Source organism: Alteromonas sp. LOR (genome assembly GCF_000753865.1).
Lineage (GTDB): Bacteria > Pseudomonadota > Gammaproteobacteria > Enterobacterales > Alteromonadaceae > Alteromonas.
The window spans coordinates 26,208-46,695 of the sequence record NZ_JQFW01000002.1 but is presented as its reverse complement, the minus strand read 5'-3'; the positions used below and the strand labels follow the sequence as shown (position 1 = coordinate 46,695).

At 44.2% G+C, this 20,488-nt stretch carries 17 protein-coding genes; 10 read left to right on the top strand and 7 right to left on the bottom strand.

Annotation, left to right across the window (positions count from 1 at the left end; genetic code table 11):
- Positions 1-50: 50 nt before the first annotated feature.
- The 5 genes from JV36_RS0100975 to JV36_RS19815 all read left to right on the top strand — a co-directional run bounded on the left by JV36_RS0100975 (position 51) and on the right by JV36_RS19815 (position 4,541).
- Positions 51-611 carry a DUF4136 domain-containing protein gene (locus JV36_RS0100975; protein ID WP_052010297.1) on the top strand — a complete coding sequence of 187 codons (561 nt, stop codon included), beginning with the start codon at positions 51-53 and terminating at the stop codon, positions 609-611.
- Positions 612-699: 88 nt separating this feature from the next.
- Entirely contained in the window at positions 700-2,685 is a 1,986-nt protein-coding gene (locus tag JV36_RS0100970) for a class I adenylate cyclase (protein ID WP_032097210.1), read from the top strand.
- Positions 2,686-2,965: 280 nt separating this feature from the next.
- Positions 2,966-3,346, top strand: a complete 381-nt coding sequence (locus tag JV36_RS0100965) for a BlaI/MecI/CopY family transcriptional regulator (protein WP_032097211.1) — start codon at positions 2,966-2,968, stop codon at positions 3,344-3,346.
- Positions 3,339-4,088 (top strand): M56 family metallopeptidase, encoded by a 750-nt coding sequence (locus JV36_RS19820; RefSeq protein WP_032097212.1) that lies wholly within the window; start codon positions 3,339-3,341, stop codon positions 4,086-4,088. The genes JV36_RS0100965 and JV36_RS19820 overlap by 8 nt, the downstream gene beginning before the upstream one ends.
- A gap of 6 nt (positions 4,089-4,094) precedes the next feature.
- Positions 4,095-4,541, top strand: coding sequence for an energy transducer TonB (locus JV36_RS19815; RefSeq protein ID WP_235207729.1), 447 nt, complete (start codon positions 4,095-4,097; stop codon positions 4,539-4,541).
- 100 nt (positions 4,542-4,641) lie between these two features.
- Here the strand turns inward: JV36_RS19815 and gloA are convergent, their stop codons facing one another.
- The 3 genes from gloA to JV36_RS0100940 all read right to left on the bottom strand — a co-directional run bounded on the left by gloA (position 4,642) and on the right by JV36_RS0100940 (position 7,332).
- A complete protein-coding gene (gloA, locus tag JV36_RS0100950; protein WP_032097213.1) occupies positions 4,642-5,214 on the bottom strand; it encodes a lactoylglutathione lyase in 573 nt (190 codons plus the stop codon).
- A gap of 142 nt (positions 5,215-5,356) precedes the next feature.
- Positions 5,357-6,034, bottom strand: a complete 678-nt coding sequence (locus JV36_RS0100945) for a DUF1456 family protein (protein WP_052010298.1) — start codon at positions 6,032-6,034, stop codon at positions 5,357-5,359.
- Between the two features lie 392 nt (positions 6,035-6,426).
- Complete coding sequence (locus tag JV36_RS0100940; protein ID WP_032097214.1) at positions 6,427-7,332, bottom strand: dienelactone hydrolase family protein; 906 nt, start codon at positions 7,330-7,332, stop codon at positions 6,427-6,429.
- 318 nt (positions 7,333-7,650) lie between these two features.
- On the opposite strand from JV36_RS0100940, the gene JV36_RS0100935 reads away from it, so the two are divergent.
- Positions 7,651-7,920, top strand: coding sequence for a hypothetical protein (locus tag JV36_RS0100935; RefSeq protein ID WP_152561597.1), 270 nt, complete (start codon positions 7,651-7,653; stop codon positions 7,918-7,920).
- A 68-nt stretch (positions 7,921-7,988) separates the two neighbouring features.
- On the opposite strand, the gene JV36_RS0100930 is transcribed toward JV36_RS0100935, so the two are convergent.
- Complete coding sequence (locus JV36_RS0100930) at positions 7,989-8,678, bottom strand: SDR family oxidoreductase (protein ID WP_032097216.1); 690 nt, start codon at positions 8,676-8,678, stop codon at positions 7,989-7,991.
- A 364-nt stretch (positions 8,679-9,042) separates the two neighbouring features.
- Between JV36_RS0100930 and JV36_RS0100925 the strand changes: the two genes are divergently transcribed.
- Both JV36_RS0100925 and JV36_RS0100920 read left to right on the top strand, forming a co-directional pair.
- The gene (locus tag JV36_RS0100925; protein WP_032097217.1) at positions 9,043-9,660 is read left to right on the top strand and encodes a LysE family translocator; all 618 of its coding nucleotides are present in this window, start codon (positions 9,043-9,045) and stop codon (positions 9,658-9,660) included.
- 112 nt (positions 9,661-9,772) lie between these two features.
- Complete coding sequence (locus tag JV36_RS0100920) at positions 9,773-10,333, top strand: PepSY-associated TM helix domain-containing protein (protein ID WP_032097258.1); 561 nt, start codon at positions 9,773-9,775, stop codon at positions 10,331-10,333.
- 119 nt (positions 10,334-10,452) lie between these two features.
- Here the strand turns inward: JV36_RS0100920 and JV36_RS0100915 are convergent, their stop codons facing one another.
- Both JV36_RS0100915 and JV36_RS0100910 read right to left on the bottom strand, forming a co-directional pair.
- Positions 10,453-12,618 (bottom strand): TonB-dependent receptor plug domain-containing protein, encoded by a 2,166-nt coding sequence (locus tag JV36_RS0100915; RefSeq protein WP_052010299.1) that lies wholly within the window; start codon positions 12,616-12,618, stop codon positions 10,453-10,455.
- Positions 12,619-12,726: 108 nt separating this feature from the next.
- Positions 12,727-15,999, bottom strand: a complete 3,273-nt coding sequence (locus JV36_RS0100910) for a VPS10 domain-containing protein (RefSeq protein ID WP_032097218.1) — start codon at positions 15,997-15,999, stop codon at positions 12,727-12,729.
- A 297-nt stretch (positions 16,000-16,296) separates the two neighbouring features.
- Between JV36_RS0100910 and JV36_RS0100905 the strand changes: the two genes are divergently transcribed.
- Both JV36_RS0100905 and JV36_RS0100900 read left to right on the top strand, forming a co-directional pair.
- Complete coding sequence (locus tag JV36_RS0100905; protein WP_032097219.1) at positions 16,297-16,479, top strand: hypothetical protein; 183 nt, start codon at positions 16,297-16,299, stop codon at positions 16,477-16,479.
- A 164-nt stretch (positions 16,480-16,643) separates the two neighbouring features.
- Positions 16,644-19,187, top strand: a complete 2,544-nt coding sequence (locus tag JV36_RS0100900; protein ID WP_052010300.1) for an EAL domain-containing protein — start codon at positions 16,644-16,646, stop codon at positions 19,185-19,187.
- Between the two features lie 39 nt (positions 19,188-19,226).
- On the opposite strand, the gene JV36_RS0100895 is transcribed toward JV36_RS0100900, so the two are convergent.
- The gene (locus tag JV36_RS0100895) at positions 19,227-20,114 is read right to left on the bottom strand and encodes an SDR family NAD(P)-dependent oxidoreductase (protein WP_032097220.1); all 888 of its coding nucleotides are present in this window, start codon (positions 20,112-20,114) and stop codon (positions 19,227-19,229) included.
- Between the last annotated feature and the right edge of the window lie 374 nt (positions 20,115-20,488).

The window sequence follows — 20,488 nt, the reverse complement described above, 5'->3', positions numbered from 1 at the left end:
AGCCCTTTTCAAACGGTAAAAGAAGATCGACAAAAATAAGGGATAAGACGATGAGAGAACGATTTAGAAAGATTCAACTGCTTTTCTGTTTGATCGCGTTCGGTGGTTTATTAACGGGCTGTGCCTCTAACGCCCCGTCTATCAGCGTAGACGAAACACAAGACTTTCAAAGCATAAATAGCTTTTACGTGAAGCCACCGCTAAACAGTGTAAACCCAACCCTTGAAAACAGTATTGCAGCGACCATTGCTAAGGTAATGACAGCGAAAGGATTAACTGAGGTTTCACAGGATGAAGCTGACGTTTTCATCGGTTTTTTCCCTTTCGTTGAATCTAAAGATGACGGCACACGTTTAAACATAGGCCTAGGCAGCGGCAAATTTGGACGTTCGGGCGGAATATCGATAGGTAGCGTGTTTAGCATTCCTGTTGGAGAACAATTTACGGAATATCAAAACTTGCAAATAGACGTCACAAAGGAAAACGCCTTTGTTTACAGTGCGTCGGGCAGTACCGAAATTAAAGCAAATGATGCGATTACCGTTCAACGGGCGCTAAACGAACTCGTAGAATCACTTCTCGATAACTACCCAAACACTAAAGATAAATAACAAGCAGATAGCAGTGAATCGCGCTATGCTTGGTATAAAATACAAGACAATAGACCTCAAGCAAAAGCAAGTGGGCAAAGACTAAGTTATGGTTGAGCAAAAATCGCTCTCTTTACAGAAAAATCTTACGATAAGGTTGCTGCGCGTATTGCGATACAACAAATCACGAACAGAGCGTGCCTTAAGTTTATTGCCCCTTGAAAACAGCCCCCTGTTTCACGTATTGCCATTTTTAATCCACGTTAATCACCCCGATTTACCTGGATATGTTGAATCGCCTTCAAACGATGTATTAGTGCCATTTGGTATCAACAATTACTCATTCAGAAAAGATATTGAGATGGCGCTGACGCGCTGTTTTCCGTCACTGCAGTCCTTATTTGCTGATATTAAATCTATTTGGCCTCGCCAGCGGTGTATAGACTCGCTGGTTTTAATGGGCAGCATAGGCACAATTGCGCAAACCGATACGTCAGATTTTGATTATTGGGTGTGTGTAGACGGAAAGCAGTTTTCTCCCCAACCCCTCGATTTATTAACTCAAAAGCTAAGAGCAATTGAGCAATGGGCTGATAAAAAATGGGGTACTGAAGTACACTTTTTTCTCTCTGATATCGAGAAGGTAAAACACAATGACTTTGGCGTTGCAGACGGAGAAAGTGCCGGCTCTGCGCAAGCATTGTTTTTAAAAGCGGAATTTTATAGCACGAACATTGTTGTAGCGGGAAAAGTTCCCTTTTGGTGGCTAACACCAGAAAAGTCGACCATAAAGCAATATGACGGCATTTTGGGAAGCCTTGAAAAAGGAGGTTCTCCCGACTTAGATTGGTTTATGGATTTAGGCCATTTGGAAAAACTTGATGCCGGCGAGCTATTTGGCGCAGCCATATGGCAGTTAGGTAAGGCAATGGATTCGCCATTTAAGTCGCTGCTAAAAATGGCAAAGTTAGAAGTCTATCTGGCCAATATTGGCAGCGAGCAGCCGCTGTGCAACACCCTTAAAAAGCATGTTCACTTGGGCTCTGACGCGCCAGGGAAAGTAACTGATATTGACCCCTATGCGCTTATGTTCAATGAGCTAATCACCCACTACACTGCCTATGGCCAACCAGAAGATATTCTTATTTTGCAGCAGTGTTTGTACCTAAAATGTGGATGTAGTCTCAGTCAGCCCTTGTATGAGGGAGAAACACCTAACTTTAAACGACGAATTATAGCCGCCTATGCAAAAAGTTGGGGCTGGAGCAGAAAGTCATTAGAGCACCTTGATAATATTCAACAATGGAACTTTAACGAACGTGTTCAATTAAGTCGTCGCATACATCGCTTTTTACTGAAATGCTACAGACGTATATCCAGTCAACTTGATGGCCAAACCCAAATCATGGATGAAAAAGACATGACGGTACTCGGTCGTCGCTTAAGTACATTTTACGGTAAAAAACACAACAAGGTGGAGTTTCTTCGCAGAGCATTTGATGAGAGTTTATATTGCCCCACCGTAACCATAGCCGTGAGAACACTTAAGAATGGCGATGAGATATGGACCGCTTACGCGGGTGATAGGCTGAGCAAGTCGGGTATTATCGATGAGTCGCAAAAGATTTCACAAGCATCTAATGCAGTGGCATTACTTGTGTGGTGTGTTGCCAGTCGCATAATGGACACGAACACAAAAATTCATCTAGATTACAACTACTGCGAAATTAGCGAACTCGACCTCAATGACCTGCTAAAACACCTGTGCGCGTTGTTTCCACCAGTACGGGTATCTGCATTGCCGCGAGAGGATTTACTGGCATCGGAGCGCATTATGACATGCATGGCATTAGTTAATTTCCCCACCCTTCGCCAAAAACCTACAGTAGAAGATGTGTATGTACTTTACAGCACCACGTGGGGTGAGACGTTTTTAAAACACGGTGCGGACGTGCTAGATAGTCTCTGGTACGAACTTTCAGAGGTCTCGCCGAAGCCTAAATGCTACGTTATGGTGCCTCGAGGAAATCAACAGTCACGTATTCTAGGTGAGTTTCTTGAATCTACAGACCTTACATTTTCCGTGGTCCATTGATGTAAGTCTTACTTTTTCCTATTAGCTATCTGTTTCTGAGTTCTTGCTATAAATTTATATCGACTATTTTGCCCTCCTGTTTCTTTCGTTCTTTTACTTTTCCTGTCCTAACTCGCTTTTTTTAATTAGCCCCCAGTAACACCAAACCTAAGCTGATTTGATCTACCCTCCTTTTACATTGATGAAAAAAAGAACTAAAAAACTTGCAAAGAACGATTACAAATGTAATCTTAAATGAAAGACTACAGTTGTAATCAAAAAGATAGAGGTAAGCAAGACCATGTCTAAACCCGATATTTCCAATGCAGAATTTGATGTACTCGACGTACTGTGGGAGCGCAACCCTGCAAGTGCGAGCGACGTGGTGCAAACCTTGTCTAGCCATAAAGAGTGGCATGAGAAAACAATTAAAACCTTATTAGGCCGACTAGTAAAAAAAGGCGTTATTAGTTTTGAAAAACAGCAGCGTCAATATTTGTATTACCCACTTATCGAGCGAGAAGACTATACCGCACAAGAGACGGAGAGCTTCGTTGGCAAGCTTTTCAAGGGCAAAATCACGCCATTAGTAGCAGGGTTTGCAACCCAGAAAACATTGTCAAAAGATGATGTGAACGAGCTAAAAGCGTTAATAGCACAATGGGAAGAAGACAATGATTGAATGGTTAATAGCACAACAAGGTGCTTTAAGTATTGCCCTCGTTTTAATGCTGGTAGCAGAGCGATTTACCGCAAAGATGGGCACTATGTTTACCTACAAATTGTGGGCCACAGTGCCAGCTGTATTGCTCATGAACAACCTACCTATTTACAGTGTATCGGTAACAAGTGACTCATTTTCTAGATATTTAGTGAACACGACTCCCACATTTACGGTGCAGCACATAGACGTACTTCTTTATCTTTGGGTACTAGGTGCGGGCGCGTTAATCGTTACTACGCTTGTGCATTATCTATCTCTTACTGCCTCCTTAAAAAAGATGAGCACTAACGGTGATGTGACCTATTACTCATCTAAGGCAAAAACGCCCATGCTATTTGGTTTTGTTAACCCTAAAATAGTGCTGCCCCTGAACTTTGAGCGCATGTTTTGTGAAGCGCAGCAGCACATGATTATAGAGCATGAATCAGCCCACAAGCATCACAAGGATCACCTATGGAACGGCGTTTCCTTCATTTTAATCACGCTATTTTGGTTCAACCCTCTCGTTTGGATTGCGCTTAAAGCATTTCGAACTAATCAAGAACTAGCCTGCGACTACAAAGTTCTATCAAACAAAAGTGATAAGGAGACACTTATTTATGCAAAAGCACTCGTACAGTGTGCCGAGCAATCCCAGCAGACACTGAGTCTGTACCCTACCTTTGGAGAAAAAAGCACCATGAAAAAACGTTTAATATAAAAGGGCGTGCTGGCCTTAGATAAGCTTCCACAGAATCGACTAGCCGCATTCGTTGCAGTGGCACTGAGCGTATTGCTAATGGCGAATACTGCTGCGGCCAATATGCCGCCGCCACCGCCGAAAAACCATGCTGAGGGAAATGACCATAAGGCAATCGATGCTAAGGTCAATGAAGCCTCACCGATAGCTCACGTATCACCGGCTTACCCTGAAGACGCAGCAAAGACAAATACTGAAGGGTATGTAGTATTGCAATTTGATATTACAGAAACAGGCACTACCGATAACATAACGGTAGTAAAGTCGTCACCTGAAGGCGTATTTGATAAAAGTGCCAGTAGTGCCCTTAAGCAGTGGCAATATAAGCCGCGGGTTCAAAATGGCCAAGCATTAAGGCAAACAGGGTTATTAGTGCAGCTTGACTACAAGTTGTCTTCTGACGATGCTGACTAACGAAGGGAGGATGTAGGAAGAATACTAAAAGGAGCGCGGCTCCTTTTAGTGTTTTTATAAAACAGCTTAGAAACGCTTACAAAATATCAGGTGCGTTGTTTTAACCTTTTAAATGCGGCGCGCAGGTTTTTGCTACCTTGCTGGCATCAAAAATTTCAATCCAATAGCCGTCGGGATCTTTTATAAACGCAATGCCTTTCATAGACCCGTCGTTTAACTTTTTCTGAAATGGCACTCCAAGAGACTCAAATCGCTCGCAGGCAGCCTCAGCATCTGGCACGTGAAATCCGATATGGCCAAAGCCTTTTGGCTCACTATTGCCGTTGTGGTAAGACGCGTTTTCTGGGGTGTCGTCCCAATTGTGAGTAAGTTCTAACATCGCAGGGCGACCGAAGGTTTGCTGTGTGCGCATCTCTGCGTCATCGCTTATATCCGAAAAGTCATCCCCTGCCGCTAGAAAATACAAACTGAACTTCATTTCTTCAAAGTCTAGTCGCTTTATCAGCGTCATACCCATCACGCGGGTATAAAAGTCTAAGGTGCGCTTGGGATCAGCAATTCGCAACATAGTTTGATTAAAAACAAACCCTCTTGTTGCGTCGCTTTTTTCTTCGCAAAGCCCATCTGCATTATCGAAATGTCTACTGGTCGGTGTATCTATCGTTTTAGCCATAAGGGTCTTCCTCGCTTTACATTAGTTGTCCATGTTAATAGAAATACTATGTGCGCTGAACACTTACCTTTCAACTGCCGCTCGCCCGCCATTTCTGCTATCTATCGATTTCCTTGCCAACTTCTACCTAACTGCAGAAGAGCTAGCCCTTACTCCGCGCAGAGTCGGTGGGCTTATTATCTACGCGATAGGTATTACTCTTCTTTTTGACTGTTTGCTTTTTGGCGCCTGAGTTCTTGAGGTTAAGGGTTTTAGGGCCTGCTTTCTGTGTTTCAGACGAGCTAGACTTAGCCGTAACACCACCTTTACTTTTTGATGCAAATGCATTTTGATTAGACGTGCGAGGTTTCGTATTTTGGCGATACTTAATTACCATACCCTGCAGTAAATTTCGTACAACTTGGTCGCCGGCCGCTTTATAGTTGCGGTGATCAGGCTTTCGAAATAGCGCTGACAACTCGCCTTTGCTCAGCCTGAAATCAGCCATATACAATACGGCAATCATATCTTCGTCTTTATAGCTCATCGCAATGCGAATTTTTCGCAGTATCTCATTATTACTCAAGCGCTCTTTTGGGCCGAGCTCCTTGGGCGCTAGTCCTTCTTGCTTACCGCGATTTTTGATAATTAAACCATCTAAAAACATTGCAAGGATCTTGTCTCTACATGGCAAATAACCTTCTTCATCCTCTTTTTTCATGATGCTATGAAGATAATCTATGTCCATTTCGTAATCCATCAGCTTAAAAATACTGATAGCCGCGGTATCGTTTATAGCAAGCGCATAGCGAATGCGGCGTAGAACATCGTTGTGGAACATGATTGATAACCTTTAAGGATAGAAGTAGTTATTGTGTTTGATTACGCTAAGGCCTTTTGAGCACAGTGCTATATTCAAGCGAAGCGTCGCAGTAGAGCCGAGCTAGAGCCGAGCGTTGCGCTAATTTATTGCACGGTGCTTACGTGCTAGCAGCGCACAAGCAGAGCCAAATCAGTGAAACACGACCGTAAATTCAACAGCTGCAACAGCTCATGCGGATGTGCGTAGTTTAACTCAGTTAAGGCTTTACCGCCATCTCCATGCTTTTATACCACTCTGCAATATTATAAAGATGCTCTACATAAAAAAGCGCCTGAGAGGCGCTTTTATGAATTTGAGACGTTTTACGTTAAGAGCTCGCTGACTATTTGTAGGTTTACTCGCTCAACGACTTAACAGGCTTTAAGGTGAGTCGAGAAGAAATCAACGGTGCGTTGCCATGCAAGTTCGGCATCTTTGGGGCTGTAACGACTTGTTGAGTCGTTGTGAAAGCCATGCTGAGCTTTGTCGTACACATGAGCGGTATACTCTGCTCCGTTGGCCTTCAGCACTTTTTCATATTCCGGCCAAGTTGCATTCACTCGCTTATCATTTTCACCAAAATGCAGAAGCAGCGGCCCATTCACTTGAGCCTGCAACTCTTCTCTTGCAGGTGTACCGTAAAACGGTACGGCCGCATCAATCATATCAGGAAGGGTAGCGGCTAAAAGGTTACTTATGTACCCGCCGAAGCAAAAACCAACCACACCAAGCTTGTCTGAGGTTCTTTCGTGGTGACTTAGCCATTTTGCGGCCGCCATAAAATCGTGTTCAACTTTTTGTCTATCGAGACTGCGCTGCATTGACCTACCGTCATCATCATTGCCTGGATAACCTCCTAAGGGAAATAAAGCGTCTGGCGCGAACGCAATAAACCCTTGCATGGCCAAACGTCTTGCCACGTCTTTTATGTAGGGGTTCAACCCTCTATTTTCATGCACCACAACAACCGCCGGCATAAGGCTTTCGGCACTTGCCTCAGTTGGCACTACTAAATACCCACCTCCAGTACCATGGCCTTCAGGGGACGGAAACTCTTCGTATGTTGCTTTAATAGCGGGGTCGTTAAAGGACACTTGCTCAGCTTTGGCATAGTCGGGAATAAGAGCGCTGCCAATAACACCAGCAGACAGGCCCGCAATGGACAACGAGGCCACGCGGGTTAAAAAGGTGCGCCTATCTATGTCGCCATGAGCATATTCGTCATACCAATCAAAAGCTTCTTGAGGGATCGTTACAGAAGGTTTATCTGTTTTCATTCTTTTGCCTGCCAAGTTGTAGGGTTAATCGTCTTAAAAAATTGAGCATAAAGTAATCACACCTTACAGAGATTTACGCATCAAAGACGAAAAAACGCGATTAAAAGCAAGAGTTATCAGTTTAGTGTCATAAGGCTCAACGTTCGTTGATATCCATGGTTAATGTAGTTAGAAAGAAAACAGTCTTGATGACCAGTTACTCTTTTTATGATTCATCGTTAGCATTACGAACTTTAGCTAAAGGTAGGGCTAGCGTTAAAACTAGTATTAACATTGGAACATAGCGACATTGATTGCTCTGCGAACGCGGAAAATTAATTGAGCATGGAAGTGGCGAGAGCCCTTATTGGTATGGACTATCAGGAGGATACCGTGCAAAAAAATGTAAAGTTGATTGTTGGCTACATGGCCTATATTTTTAGTATCACTGTAACAAGCAATCTCGTATTAAGTGTGTCATCTGCTTCTTTTGAACTAACGGATAAGCTTGAATTATTACTAAGAGTTTCAGTTATCTTTACAACTACACTGATTGCCACCTGCGTTGCCATCAAGTTAGGACTTTTTAGGCAACGCAAGCGGCAATAGCGGCTCTCCCGTGATTACTGACACCTTTGGGCCTAATAATCAGAACCGCGGTCTGTAATAACTGAAAGTTACGACGTTGGCATTACATATACTTCTCTTACACACGCTTTGTCGCTGCTTGATAATGCGTAATTAACAGCATCTGCAATATCTTCTGGTGCCAGTTTGTCTTCTTTAGGTTCATCAAAAAATGGTGTATTGACCATACCTGGGCAAATGGTTGTGCATTTCCCTCCCCATTCACGCATTTCCTCGGCTAAGTTTTGACCGAAGCCATAAGCGAACCACTTGCTAGCGCCGTATACCGAGCCTTTAAGAGCAATGCGTCCGGCTACTGAGCCCGTGAGAATAAAATGCCCCTTGCTCTCTCTTAGAAACGGTAACCCTGCTTTCGCTGTATATAAAAGACCGTTCACGTTCGCCCCAAGCATAGTTGACCAATCGCTCACGTCGCCCTTTTCAATACCTGGAGAACTCGCGCCCGTTCCCGCGTTAGCGAAAACAACGTCTATTTTATCGAAATGCGCATTTATTTTGGCAAATGCGTTCTTTACTTCGTCAAAATCACTTACATCGGCCTTTACTGAAAACGCATTCTCGCTACCCAACTCTTCCACAAGACTGTTTAGCTTATCTTCACTTCTTGCAACTAACGCAACGCGATGCCCCTCTTGCACGAGTGATTTAGCCGTTGCCTTGCCTATGCCGCTAGACGCGCCCGTGATAACAACTACTTTAGATTGTTTAGTCTTACTCATTATTAGGTTCTCCTTTTTTCTTTCTAGTCACTGAACTCTTTGGAACACTTTCTTCGAGAAAAAATGTGCTCGAGAGAAAATGCCCGCTTACTTTTAGCTCTATTTACTGATTACTTTGCTCAACATTAAACTAGAGTGTGCAACAAGCGATCCAAAAACGCCGGTCCACAAAAAAAAATAAGCCACTGATTAATATACGCTTTAATTTCATTACCCAAACGTTGGTCTGAGCATATTCTGCTTATTTTTCAACGGGCAAGAAGTTCTTACAGGGCCAAAAACAACAATTCGCAACTTGTTATTGATCGCCATCGCCTTTTCTGGCAACTTCCACGCCTGTTTTCTTTATCTGCGGATACCTCTTATGAGCTGGGGCTTGCTGTCTCTTTTTATTCCCACATTTTTCTTTGTGTCCATAACGCCAGGCATGTGTATGACACTTGCGCTGACGCTGGGCATGAGTATTGGTGTTAAACGTGCCTTATGGATGATGATTGGTGAACTGGCGGGGGTAGGGCTAGTAGCGACTCTTTCCTCTGTTGGCGTGGCTGCACTGTTACTCAATTACCCATCCGTATTCACCGTCCTTAAATACATCGGAGGCGCGTACCTTTTTTATGTAGGCGTGCAAATGTGGTTGTCCCGAGGCAAAATGGCGTTGAAGCCCGATGGTGAAAGTCAGCGGGCCTCTCGTTTAGCCCTTATTTCGCAAGGTTTTATAACCGCCATTGCCAACCCAAAAGGTTGGGCCTTCTTTGTTGCATTACTGCCGCCTTTTATCAATCCTGAACAACCGCTGATGCATCAATTAGCTAGCTTAATCGCCATCATATTAGTGCTAGAGTTTAGTTGCTTATTAATTTATGCATCAGGTGGGCGAACCATGCGCTCTTTATTAATGCAAAGCGACAATGTGCAGTTAATGAACCGAATAGCGGGCACACTTATGATTGGTGTGGGCATTTGGCTAGCGCTTACTTAGCGCTTAAAAAGCGGTTGTTTAGCCGTTTTTTAGCGGTCAGTAGCATGACTACCGCTTTTACTCTGAAAGCCCTATGCAGTATAGTATTAGCCCGTTTCAGATGTGTATTCGAATGCCCAACAAACTACGAAAAGTCAGTCGACATCTTCACTTGTGGATCTCCTTGAGTATTTTTCTTCCCGTCATCATCGTGATTGGTAGCGGCCTGCTGCTGCAGGTGAAAAAGGAGATAGACTGGATCCAGCCGCCAACCCAAAAAGTAAGCCAAACTCTTTTAAAAGAAGCAACAAACTCGTCCAGTACCATAATAAGTTCGCATCAGATTTTACAGGCAGTCCAAACCATATCCAACGCCCAGTTAACGCGCTGGGAAGACATTGACAGACTGGATATTAGACCGAACAAAGGCATCATAAAAGTACGTGGCAATAATCATTGGGAAGTACAGCTTAACGCCTACACTGGCGCGGTGCTGCAAACAGCGTATCGACGTACCGACACCATAGAGTCTATCCACGACGGGAGTTGGTTTTTTGAGGGCGCTAAGCTTTACCTGTTTCTACCCGCCGCTTTGCTTTTGTTTGTCATTTGGTTAACTGGCATAGTAATGTTATTTACCACGCTGAAAAGTAAATATCGGAAAAAACAGGCTCGCTTGCAGCAGTCTAGTTAGTACAACCTGGTCAGTACACTTTAGTTTCAACAAGCTAGTTAAACCAGGCCCGCTGATGCAAGTCTCTTAAAGCCCCCTTAAAACAAGCACTCTAAAGCAAGTCTTTTGAAGCAATCACTCTAAAACAAAAACCGTAGCGCAAACTGAATGCTGCGACCTTGAGCAAAAGCCGCCCTGTCATCAGCACTCACGTAAAAAAGTTGATTAGTGAGGTTTCGAATACTCACTCTTCCATTCACTTTATTATTAAACGGTAAAGATGCCCCTATATCTAGGGTCACTACACTATCTAATGACCGCTCTCCATCAGCAACGTCTGTTTTACTAGCCCGATAAAGCGCGTTTGAAAAAAAGCGTATAGTGCCCAGCTGGTATCCCACCGTGAGCCGATGATTGTGCGCGGGAATATCCGCGATAACATCCCCGCTCTCGTCCTCACCTTTTATCCAAGCACCGCTTAACTGCAAAGACAACTTGCTATTATCCGGTGCCCAATTAGCCGTATAACTCAGCCCATTAATAGTGGCGCTGTCTAAGTTCACATATTCCAACACATCTTCGCTTACTTCTGTGCGCTCGATATAGTGATGTATCTTTTGACTAAACACTTCTGTGGTTGCCGATAATCGTCTGCTTTTATATGAAAGCGCACCTTGAATGTTTACAGACTGCTCTGTGTCTAAGTTCTCATCACCCAGCACTGTGCCTCGAGGAGTTACTCCAGAGAAAAAACGTTCTGTAAGCGATGGGTTTCTGAAAGCGCTTGAAACATATAAGCTTGCAGACCAGTGAGAAGAAAGCATATAGCTAGCACCAGTGAACCCGCTAACGTTTAGCTTTTTTACGTTATATCCACTTCGATTTTGATACTGCCAGTCAAGGCGTGTACCTACCGCTACAGAAAGCTTCTGGAACGTTCTTGAGGCATCCATCACGCCCGCCAATCCAATCTCACTGGCATCAAGTGTGGTGATGTTAAAGGCGTCAGTCTCCGCAGCTTGTGCAGGGAGCTCTTGTAAAGAAAACTCTTGTATAGAAAGCTCTTGTGAAGAGAGAGCTTGAGCTAATATTGCCGCCTCGGGTGTTACTTGAGCCCCTAGCGATGTTATCGGCGTTTCACTTTCATTAATTCTTACCCCTTCACGTCCTTGTAGTTGAGCTTGCCAATTAACTCGCCACATACCTACACGCTGCCTGCCTCCAATATCACTGCCATAATCGAATGCTTTGCTTCTGCTTTCATTAATGCGCGCTTCTGGCCGCAACGTTTGCGTGTCTAATTGAGACTGATGCCACCACACATTACTAGTAATGTTATCGAAAACCGCGCTGACTTTGCCTAGCCAATGGGTATTGTTGGGGTATGTTGTCACTCTATCTTGTGGATAATCACTGCTCGACTTTCCAACATTGCTATTGTGTGAAAACAGCGACCACGCCTCAGTGATATTTGATTGCTCAGGCTGATGTCGTACAAATAGCGCAGCTTGCTCAAATTGCTCAAACAACGCATTGCCATTGGCATCCTGGGTGTTATCTGCATTGCGATAAGAGACTTTCCAATCAGTGCTTCCCGCATACGCATGGCGCTTATCAGTATTGGACGTAAATGAACTGTCCGCAAAGCCTTCATACCCGTATTCTTGGGTCTCACCATTGTTCAGCATTCCGACATAAAGATTCTGCTCATGGGATGTAGCAATCTGCATGTTAACCGCGCCGCCTATTGCACCAGAACCTAGATATGTCGATGCTGCGCCAGGCACAACTGACACCTGAGTTATCCATGAAGGAGGTATAAAGCCAGCACTTGCACCGGCTCTCCTATCGCTAAAAATAGGAACGCCGTTTAACAAAGTTTGAATTCGCCAGCGGGAAAAGCCGCGAATACTCACATTTTGAATTTGCCCTCCCTGCCCGTTAAGGCTGATTACCGGGGACTGAACTAATACATCATTAATGTTAGTGGGCTCGGCAACTGAAGACTGAGAATAGTTATATAGGGAAAGGATACGCTCCAGCGTATCATGGTAGTAGGGTCTCGTAGCCTTTACCACTATATTCTCTACATCTGATTCGTTAGGGCCTAATTTGCTAACCTCTGATTGTTCAACCGTTACTGAATAGGCTGGAAACGTTGTTAACATAAGCGCTGTCATAAGCGCTGCCGTATTCGGTGTTATAAGCGCTAGTGTCATGGCTGATTTAAACATAAGCTGTGCACGCACCGCCACAGGTGCACTGCGCATGGTTTGTAAAGAAAAAGAGAGTCGCGAACCTGTCATAGTGCCTATGTTATTTTGTATAGAAAAATTAAGTGAAGATAAAAAGAAAACGGCAGTGAGAACACTGCCGTTTTATAGGGTATAAAACCCCGTTTATTGCATTAACAGTTATTCAGTAATAACCGGCAGACCAGCTGTCCATGGGCCGCCAGCATTCACTACTGCACGCTGCAACTCAGGTACGGTTGTTTGCTGAAGTGCACTTACGCGCTTACTCACTGCAACCAACCCTTCGCTAGCATAACGCAATTGGTCTTGATGCTGCTGAGTAGGACCATAAGATGACCCAACGGCAGAACGAGCATAACGTAAACGGCTAGTTATATTCGCAGGCTTTATTCCTTTGCGTTCACGAGACTCTAAACCATAAAGCTCGCGGCTCAAGGCATTGATTTCAGTCTGCACATCGGCAAATTGTGTTTCAAGCTTGCTGATATCACCCTGAGTACGGTTTATAGCACTGCGAAGTACTTCCATCGTGTCTTTCACATTAGCCAGTACGCTTGTAGTGGTTACCGCTCGTTTTTGAGCGTCACTCACTTTACCATCATAGGCAGCACGTTCCTGTGCTGTCGCACCTTCTAGTGCACCTTCGTAGATAGACTCAAGCACAAAACTAACAGGTTCTGCCAACGGCGTTATTGCCGTTCCTTCGCGCTTAAACAGCGTTGCCGTGTAGCTGCCTGGTAACGCCATTAATGCGCCACGTGAACGACTAGCACTTTCTTTATCCGTAATAGGCATTGCATTGGCATAGGTCATATCCCATGTAACTCTGTGCAAGCCTTTCTTGGTGCTTCCTTCTACTCGGTTAACCACATCACCCTCAGCGTCTTTTACTTCAAGGTATACTGCAGGCGCCGCTTCTTGATTTTCTGCTTCCACCGCTTCCCAGCTTGGATACTTCGGATATTTGTCTTTACCCTCCATAAGCTTTTTCTCAGCTTCTTGACGTTTCTCTTTCGCTGTCAGCAGGCTGTCTTTAAGGTAGTAAGTCAGCGTTGCGCCATGCTCTGGGTTTTCAGCTACATAGCGGTCGTCACCGTCTGAATCTGTATGGTTATCGTCTGGTTGATACCACTTAACTGGGCGACTAGGTGCAAACAGCAGAGCGTCTTCTTGCATCGACTTTTTCGTTAACGACCGAAGCGGTGCATAATCGTCGAGTATATAAATACCTCGACCAAAAGTACCGGCCACTAAATCGTTCTCACGACGCTGAATTTTCACATCTCGCGTTGAGATAGTAGGCATGCCACCTTCAAGCTCTACCCACTGCTCTCCACCGTCGACGGTAAAGAAAATACCGAATTCAGTACCGATAAACATCAGGTCTTTATTTTCGTGATCTTGAACAATACGCCACACTAAGTGTTTTTCAGGCAGCTCATCTGCCATGGATGTCCACTTTTTGCCTAAGTTAGTCGACTTAATAAGATACGGTTTATAGTCACCATATTTATGGTTATCTAGTGCAACATACACCGTATTCGGGTCGAAAAGGTCAGCACGAATATCATTCACATAAGCAGTTGCAGGGATGCCTCGAATATCGTCCAACTCTATCTTTTTCCACGATTTGCCGCCGTTCGTAGTAACCTGAATGATGCCATCGTCTGTGCCAACCCAAAGAATATTTTCATCAACCGGGCTTTCAGCAAAGTTTGCAATAGTGTGATACTCAGACATGGCATATAAATCCCAGCCAGCTTCTACAGACCACGTTCGTCCCATCATAGGCATATGCATGCGGTTGCCGTTTTTAGTGAGATCGCCCGAGAGTGCAGTCCAGCTATCACCACGGTCGTCAGAGCGCCAAACGCGCTGCGATGCAAAATAAATTCGCTTCGGATCGTGAGCAGATACATTAATAGGTGCATCCCAATTGAATCGCTCCGCAGGGTCGCCTGGCAACGGCTGCGGTTTAATATACACTCCTTCCTTCGTGGTCATGTCCACACGAGTGAGGTTACCTTGCTGCCACTGAGAATACACAATATCTGGATTACCCGGTTCAACAGCAGGTTGATGTCCGTCGCCACCTAGGGTTAAAAACCAGTCTTTATTCTTAATTCCTTCTTCGCGATTCGTTCGCGAGGGGCCGCCCTGTGTAGAGTTATCCTGCGCACCGGCATATACATTATAAAATGGTTTAGTATCGTCTGGCGCGACTTTATAAAACTGAGTTAATGGCAAGTTTGCCATAAAGCGCCAGTTATCCATTCTGTCATGAGACATATAAATACCGCCATCAGAACCCATTAAAACAAAATCAGGGTCAGTGGGGTGAAATGCCATCGCGTGATCATCAACGTGTTTGCGCTTAGTATTGATAGGCGTCCATGTTTTTCCGCCATCGTCAGACACTTTACTGTAATTGCTGGCAATGTAGACTCTATCCATTTGGTGCTGATCAGCAAAAATTTCCTGATAGTAGTGAGGGCCCGTACCGCCACCGACTTCATCAGACATCTTCTCCCAACTTGCGCCTTTATTTGCTGAGCGATAAAAACCGCCTTCGCGATTGTCTATCTCAATCGTCGCATAAAGTACGTTGGAGTCAATGGGTGAAATCGCCATTCCAATTTTACCCATGTTGCCTTTCGGCAAACCGGTCTTTAATTCAGTCCAGGTTTCGCCGCCATCGTCAGAGGTGTGAATACCGGCTGCTGGGCCTGTACCCACGTAATTTGCAACGGTTCTTTGTCTTGACCATGTTGCAGCATAAAGCCTGTTGGGGTCGTTCGGATCTAGTAGAAGTGATGTTACCCCCGTCCATTCATCATCAGGGGTAAGTACCTGCTTCCAATTCTCGCCGCCATCGGTGGTTTTATACAACCCTCGTTCGCCGCCTTCAGACCATAAAGGGCCTTGCGCCGATACCCACACAACATCGGGGTTTTCTGGATGAATAATAATGTCGGACACATGCTCTGACTTTTTAAGCCCCATGTTTTTCCACGTTTTACCGCCATCAAGTGATTTGTAAACACCATCGCCAAAACTGATATGACGACCGCCGTTATTTTCACCTGTACCTACCCAAACAATGTTTGAGTTACTTGGCGCAATGGTGACATCGCCTATTGAATAAACGGCTTCATTATCAAAAATAGGCTCCCACGTGGTGCCGGAGTTCTTCGTTTTCCACACGCCGCCAGAACCTACCGCGGTGTACCAGGTTGATGGATGGTTTTGATCGATGGCGATATCAGCTATTCGCCCAGACATATAGGCCGGGCCGATACTTCTCATTTCCATCGCTTTAAAGGTAGCGGTGCTGAAAGGGGCGTTTTTATCTGTCTCTGATTTATCTGCAAATGCTGGCACGCTTGACAGTGCCATGGTTACAGCAACTGCAGCGTTAATTATTTTTTTCATTGTTATTGCCTAGTTTGTGGACTTTCCGTTAATGAAGTTACAAACAAGCGTACAAGTGTTCAATGGAACAAACGACCAACTAACGATAATAGAGGTCAGATGCATGGAACCAACTCTATTGGGAAAATGTTGGAGGGTGAATAAAAACACATACGCTGGCCAGTTTCACTGGGCATAGACTGCTGGTAACTTTGATAAACGCGCTAACTCAGAAACAGTTCAAAGTCAGTCCCTAATCAACTGAAAATATGGCACGTGAAAATACAGCACGTCAAAATACGACATAAGGAAATACCCATGACATTTAAATTCAGCTATGCAATTGGTGCAGCGGCGCTTCTCCTTATACTTGAAGCTGTTTATGCATTCTTGACATCCCCTGAGCTAAATACCCACCACGATAGTTTACAAACCGCATTACTGTTTATCATTCTTGGGGTTTGTTACGAACTTCTTGATACAACAAAACAGACGCTTTAAAGGAATGAGATAAAGCGTAAATAAACGGCTTCGATCACATTGCGCTGTTAAATTAAGCAATTCGTTATATTTGTGCTAATTTTAAGGTATTAGACTTTTGGACCACTGTTTGCCAAAAAGTCGGTAAAAGCACAAATTAAAACAATAACCAAAAAGAGCGTAGTTTGAAAAAACAGAGTAGTGAATCAATTCATCCACTTCATAGAGAATTGCTTGAGCTAATTAAAAACGACGAAAGTTTCTTTTCGTTTGTAGAACAATCCGCTCTCGATGGAATGTGGTTTTGGGACTTAACTCGCCCAAAGCATGAATGGATGAGTGAAAATTTTTGGAAGACATTAGGCTACGAACCCGCTGAAAAGCAGCATTTAGCGTCAGAGTGGCAAAATATCATTCATCCCGACGACCTCACTCTTGTTAAAGAAAACATACAAAAACATTGCGACAATCCCTCTCATCCTTACGATCAAGTTGTTCGCTATACGCACAAATCTGGACAAACAATGTGGATCCGTTGCAGAGGCGTAGCGCTCAGAAACAAGGAGGGTAAAGCGATACGCATGCTTGGTTCTCATGTTGATGTTACCGACATAAAAAAACAAGCTATCGCATTGCAAAAGCGAACCCAAACTTTTGAAGAACTCGAAAATACCGCCAATATAGGTATTTGGGATTTAGATACAGAAAAAAACACTATTTGGTGGAGTCGGCAAACCAAACGCATTCACGAAGTGCCTGACGATTACGAACCTAACTTAGCGACAGGTATTAATTTTTACAAAAAGGGGGAAAGCCGCAGAATTATTACTAACGCTGTTGAGCAAGGTATAAAGCACGGTATTTCCTACGATGAAGAATTAGAATTAGTAACTGCAAAAGGCCGCACTATTTGGGTAAGAGCCATCGGCAAGCCAGAATTGGCAGGCAATAAATGCATTAGAATGTTCGGTGTATTTCAGGATATCACCAGCAGTAAGCGTTTAAAGATGCAGCTAACAAAGCAGCATGAATTATTGCGCGTCACGCTGCAATCCATTGGAGATGCGTTAATTACAAGCGATACCAACGGTAAAGTAACATGGCTAAACCCTATTGCAGAGCAACTTACAGGCTGGTCCCTTGAAGAGGCCGAAGGCATGGCGGCATCTGACATGCTCAATGTAATAAATGAGCAAACTAAGACAGAATTACCCAACCCCATTACCCAATGTTTACAGAAAAAACGCACTGTGGAACTAGAGCATTCCACCACGTTACTTTCTCGAGACGGCGCAAAATATGGAATAACTTGTTCCGTCGCCCCTATCTGCACAGAGAGTGAAGAATTGTTAGGCTCGGTGATGGTATTTCATGATGTAACGGAAGAGCGCCAAGCCGGCATGGAAATGAAGCATCGGGCTACGCACGACCCGCTTACCGGTTTTTATAATCGCAGTGAATTTGAGTCGCGACTTAATCCATGCTTAGGCGATAATCGGGGAGATTTGACGATGTACGCATTAGCGTATATTGACCTTGATAAGTTTAAGGCTGTTAACGATACATGCGGACATAACGCTGGCGACGAACTTCTTAAACAAGTTAGTAGACTGCTAAAGGAAAATATAACTAAAAACGATGTTATTGCCCGACTAGGTGGGGATGAATTTGGTCTGCTCTTAGCGGAACCGGATGAAGAGCACGCCTTGGCAAAAGCGCAGAACCTGTGTCAGGTGGTGGATGATTTTCGTTTCTATCATGACAATAGAATATTCCGCATAGGGGCAAGTATTGGTCTTGTGCCAATAACTAGACGGTGGTCGAGTGTGGCCGAGCTCATCAACGCGGCAGACAACGCCTGTTACTCTGCCAAAAAAGCAGGCAGAAATCGCGTATTTGTATGGGAAGAAGAGGAGAAGCGTAGCCACCAGCGTTCATTAGGAAGCAATTGGTCATCACGTATTAAACAAGCAATAGACAGTGAATTATTTGAGCTATTCGCGCAAAGAGTGTTCCCATTGCATTCTCCATCAAAAGATATCTTTTTAGAGGTATTGCTGAGAATGCCAGATGGAGAATCAAATTGGATATTGCCAGATTCATTCTTACCTATTGCTGAGCGCTATGCTCTCTCTCCCCATATTGATTACTATGTAATTAGCAATGTGATCTCTATGCTCGATCGCTGCCAACACCTTCACCGCATTGCCCAAATAAGTATAAACATTTCCGGCCAAACTATTGCTAATCAAGCTTTTATACAAAAGCTTTTGCCATTATTGAAAGACACGCCGCACGCTATCAGAGAAAAGCTGTTTTTCGAAATGACTGAAGCAACCATAACCCGCTCAATGTTAGATAGTGTTGCGTTCGTCACCCTTTTACGTAATGCCGGTATTAAAACTGCACTCGATGATTTTGGTACTGGCGCATCTTCCTTTGCTTATTTAAAAAAATATCAAATAGAACAGATGAAGATTGATGGCAATTTTGTTGGCAATATTCTAAATGATCCGGTAGATGAAATAGCTGTCAAAGCATTTGCCGACATTGCCAAGCTTCGCAACATTGAGGTGGTGGCAAAATCTGTTAACAGCGCGAAACAGTTGCAGCGATTGAAAGAAATTGGGGTGGATTATGCCCAAGGATATTACCTTCACAAACCACAAGCGCTGAATATTGTGCTAGACAGCGCTGCGGAAGATATAATATCCAAAGCATCAATTTAAGACATTAAGGTCGAGTTTAAAAAGGCGCGCAAAGCAACTTTAAAAGGTTACGATATCATCGTTAATCAAATGCCCTACCACTGCACTTTCTTCGGCATCGACAAATGCCATGTCGATAGCTTTCGCTCGCCCGCTAGTCACTTTTCTATAGTTGGGGTGAGAGTAAATATAGGTTTGTTTAGAGCGTAACGCCTCAACCACTCGCTCTGCCAGCATAGATACCGGAATACCAGATTCGACGGCAGCAGCCGCGGCCTGCGCGCCAGCAATGAGCTTGTCTTTACTCATTCGCTTTTCTTTTGCCACTGCATATTTTTCTTGCCTGTTGCGATAAGACTCGTGAATTCGCGTTTTAACAAAGGCAGGACACAGCACAGATACATGAATACTGTGAGGCTGTAGTTCAGCCATCCAACTTTCGGTCATCGATACCACCGCAGCTTTCGATGCACAATATGCACCCGCATAAGGCATTCCCATCATTCCGGCCATTGACGCCACATTTAAAACCCAGCCGCCTTCACCGTGCTCTTTTATTGCAGGTACTGTTGCCTGTGCACCATAGAGCACGCCCATCACGTTAACATCCATCACCCAACGCCATGTCTCGTGCTCAGCGTCTTCAATCTTGCCAGGTGTACCGCCAACGCCGGCGTTATTAACCACCATATGTACCTTGCCAAAGGCTTCCTTTGCCTTTTCCACAATGGACTCCCACTGCGTATAGTCGGTAACATCTAACGGGCAGGTAAGAACCTTGTACCCTTTTTCTTTTAACGCGTCGCTTGCCTCAGACAACGTGGAAGAATCAATATCTCCCATAACAATGTTCATGCCCTGCTCTGCCAGCGCTTCGGCAACAGCTAGCCCTATACCACCGGCTGCGCCGGATATAATTGCGGTCTTACCGTTAAATTCGTTAGACATATTATTCACCTTTAATACTCTTCATGACTGGCCCTTTTGCTGGTCCTAGTAGCTGGACCTGTTAGCTTGTTGTGTGGCTAAGAGCAGCGACCCATTATTGTTTGATATGTAGAGTATGATGAAGGAAAGTATAGACATACTTTATTTGACTGATTTATTTAGCTTCATGAAATGAATACTAATTTGGATTACAACGCACCGAATTTTATTGTGCATTTTCTCTGCACCGATATAAAAATCAATGTGGTACGTGCTAGTAGGTTAAACAAGCGCTTTTAAACAAAAGCTTAAAGGGCAGTATAACAGTGACATATCCGCTTCACTGACTTAAGGTAAAGATTATCAGAGCGTATTAAAAAGCGCATCTTACTAAC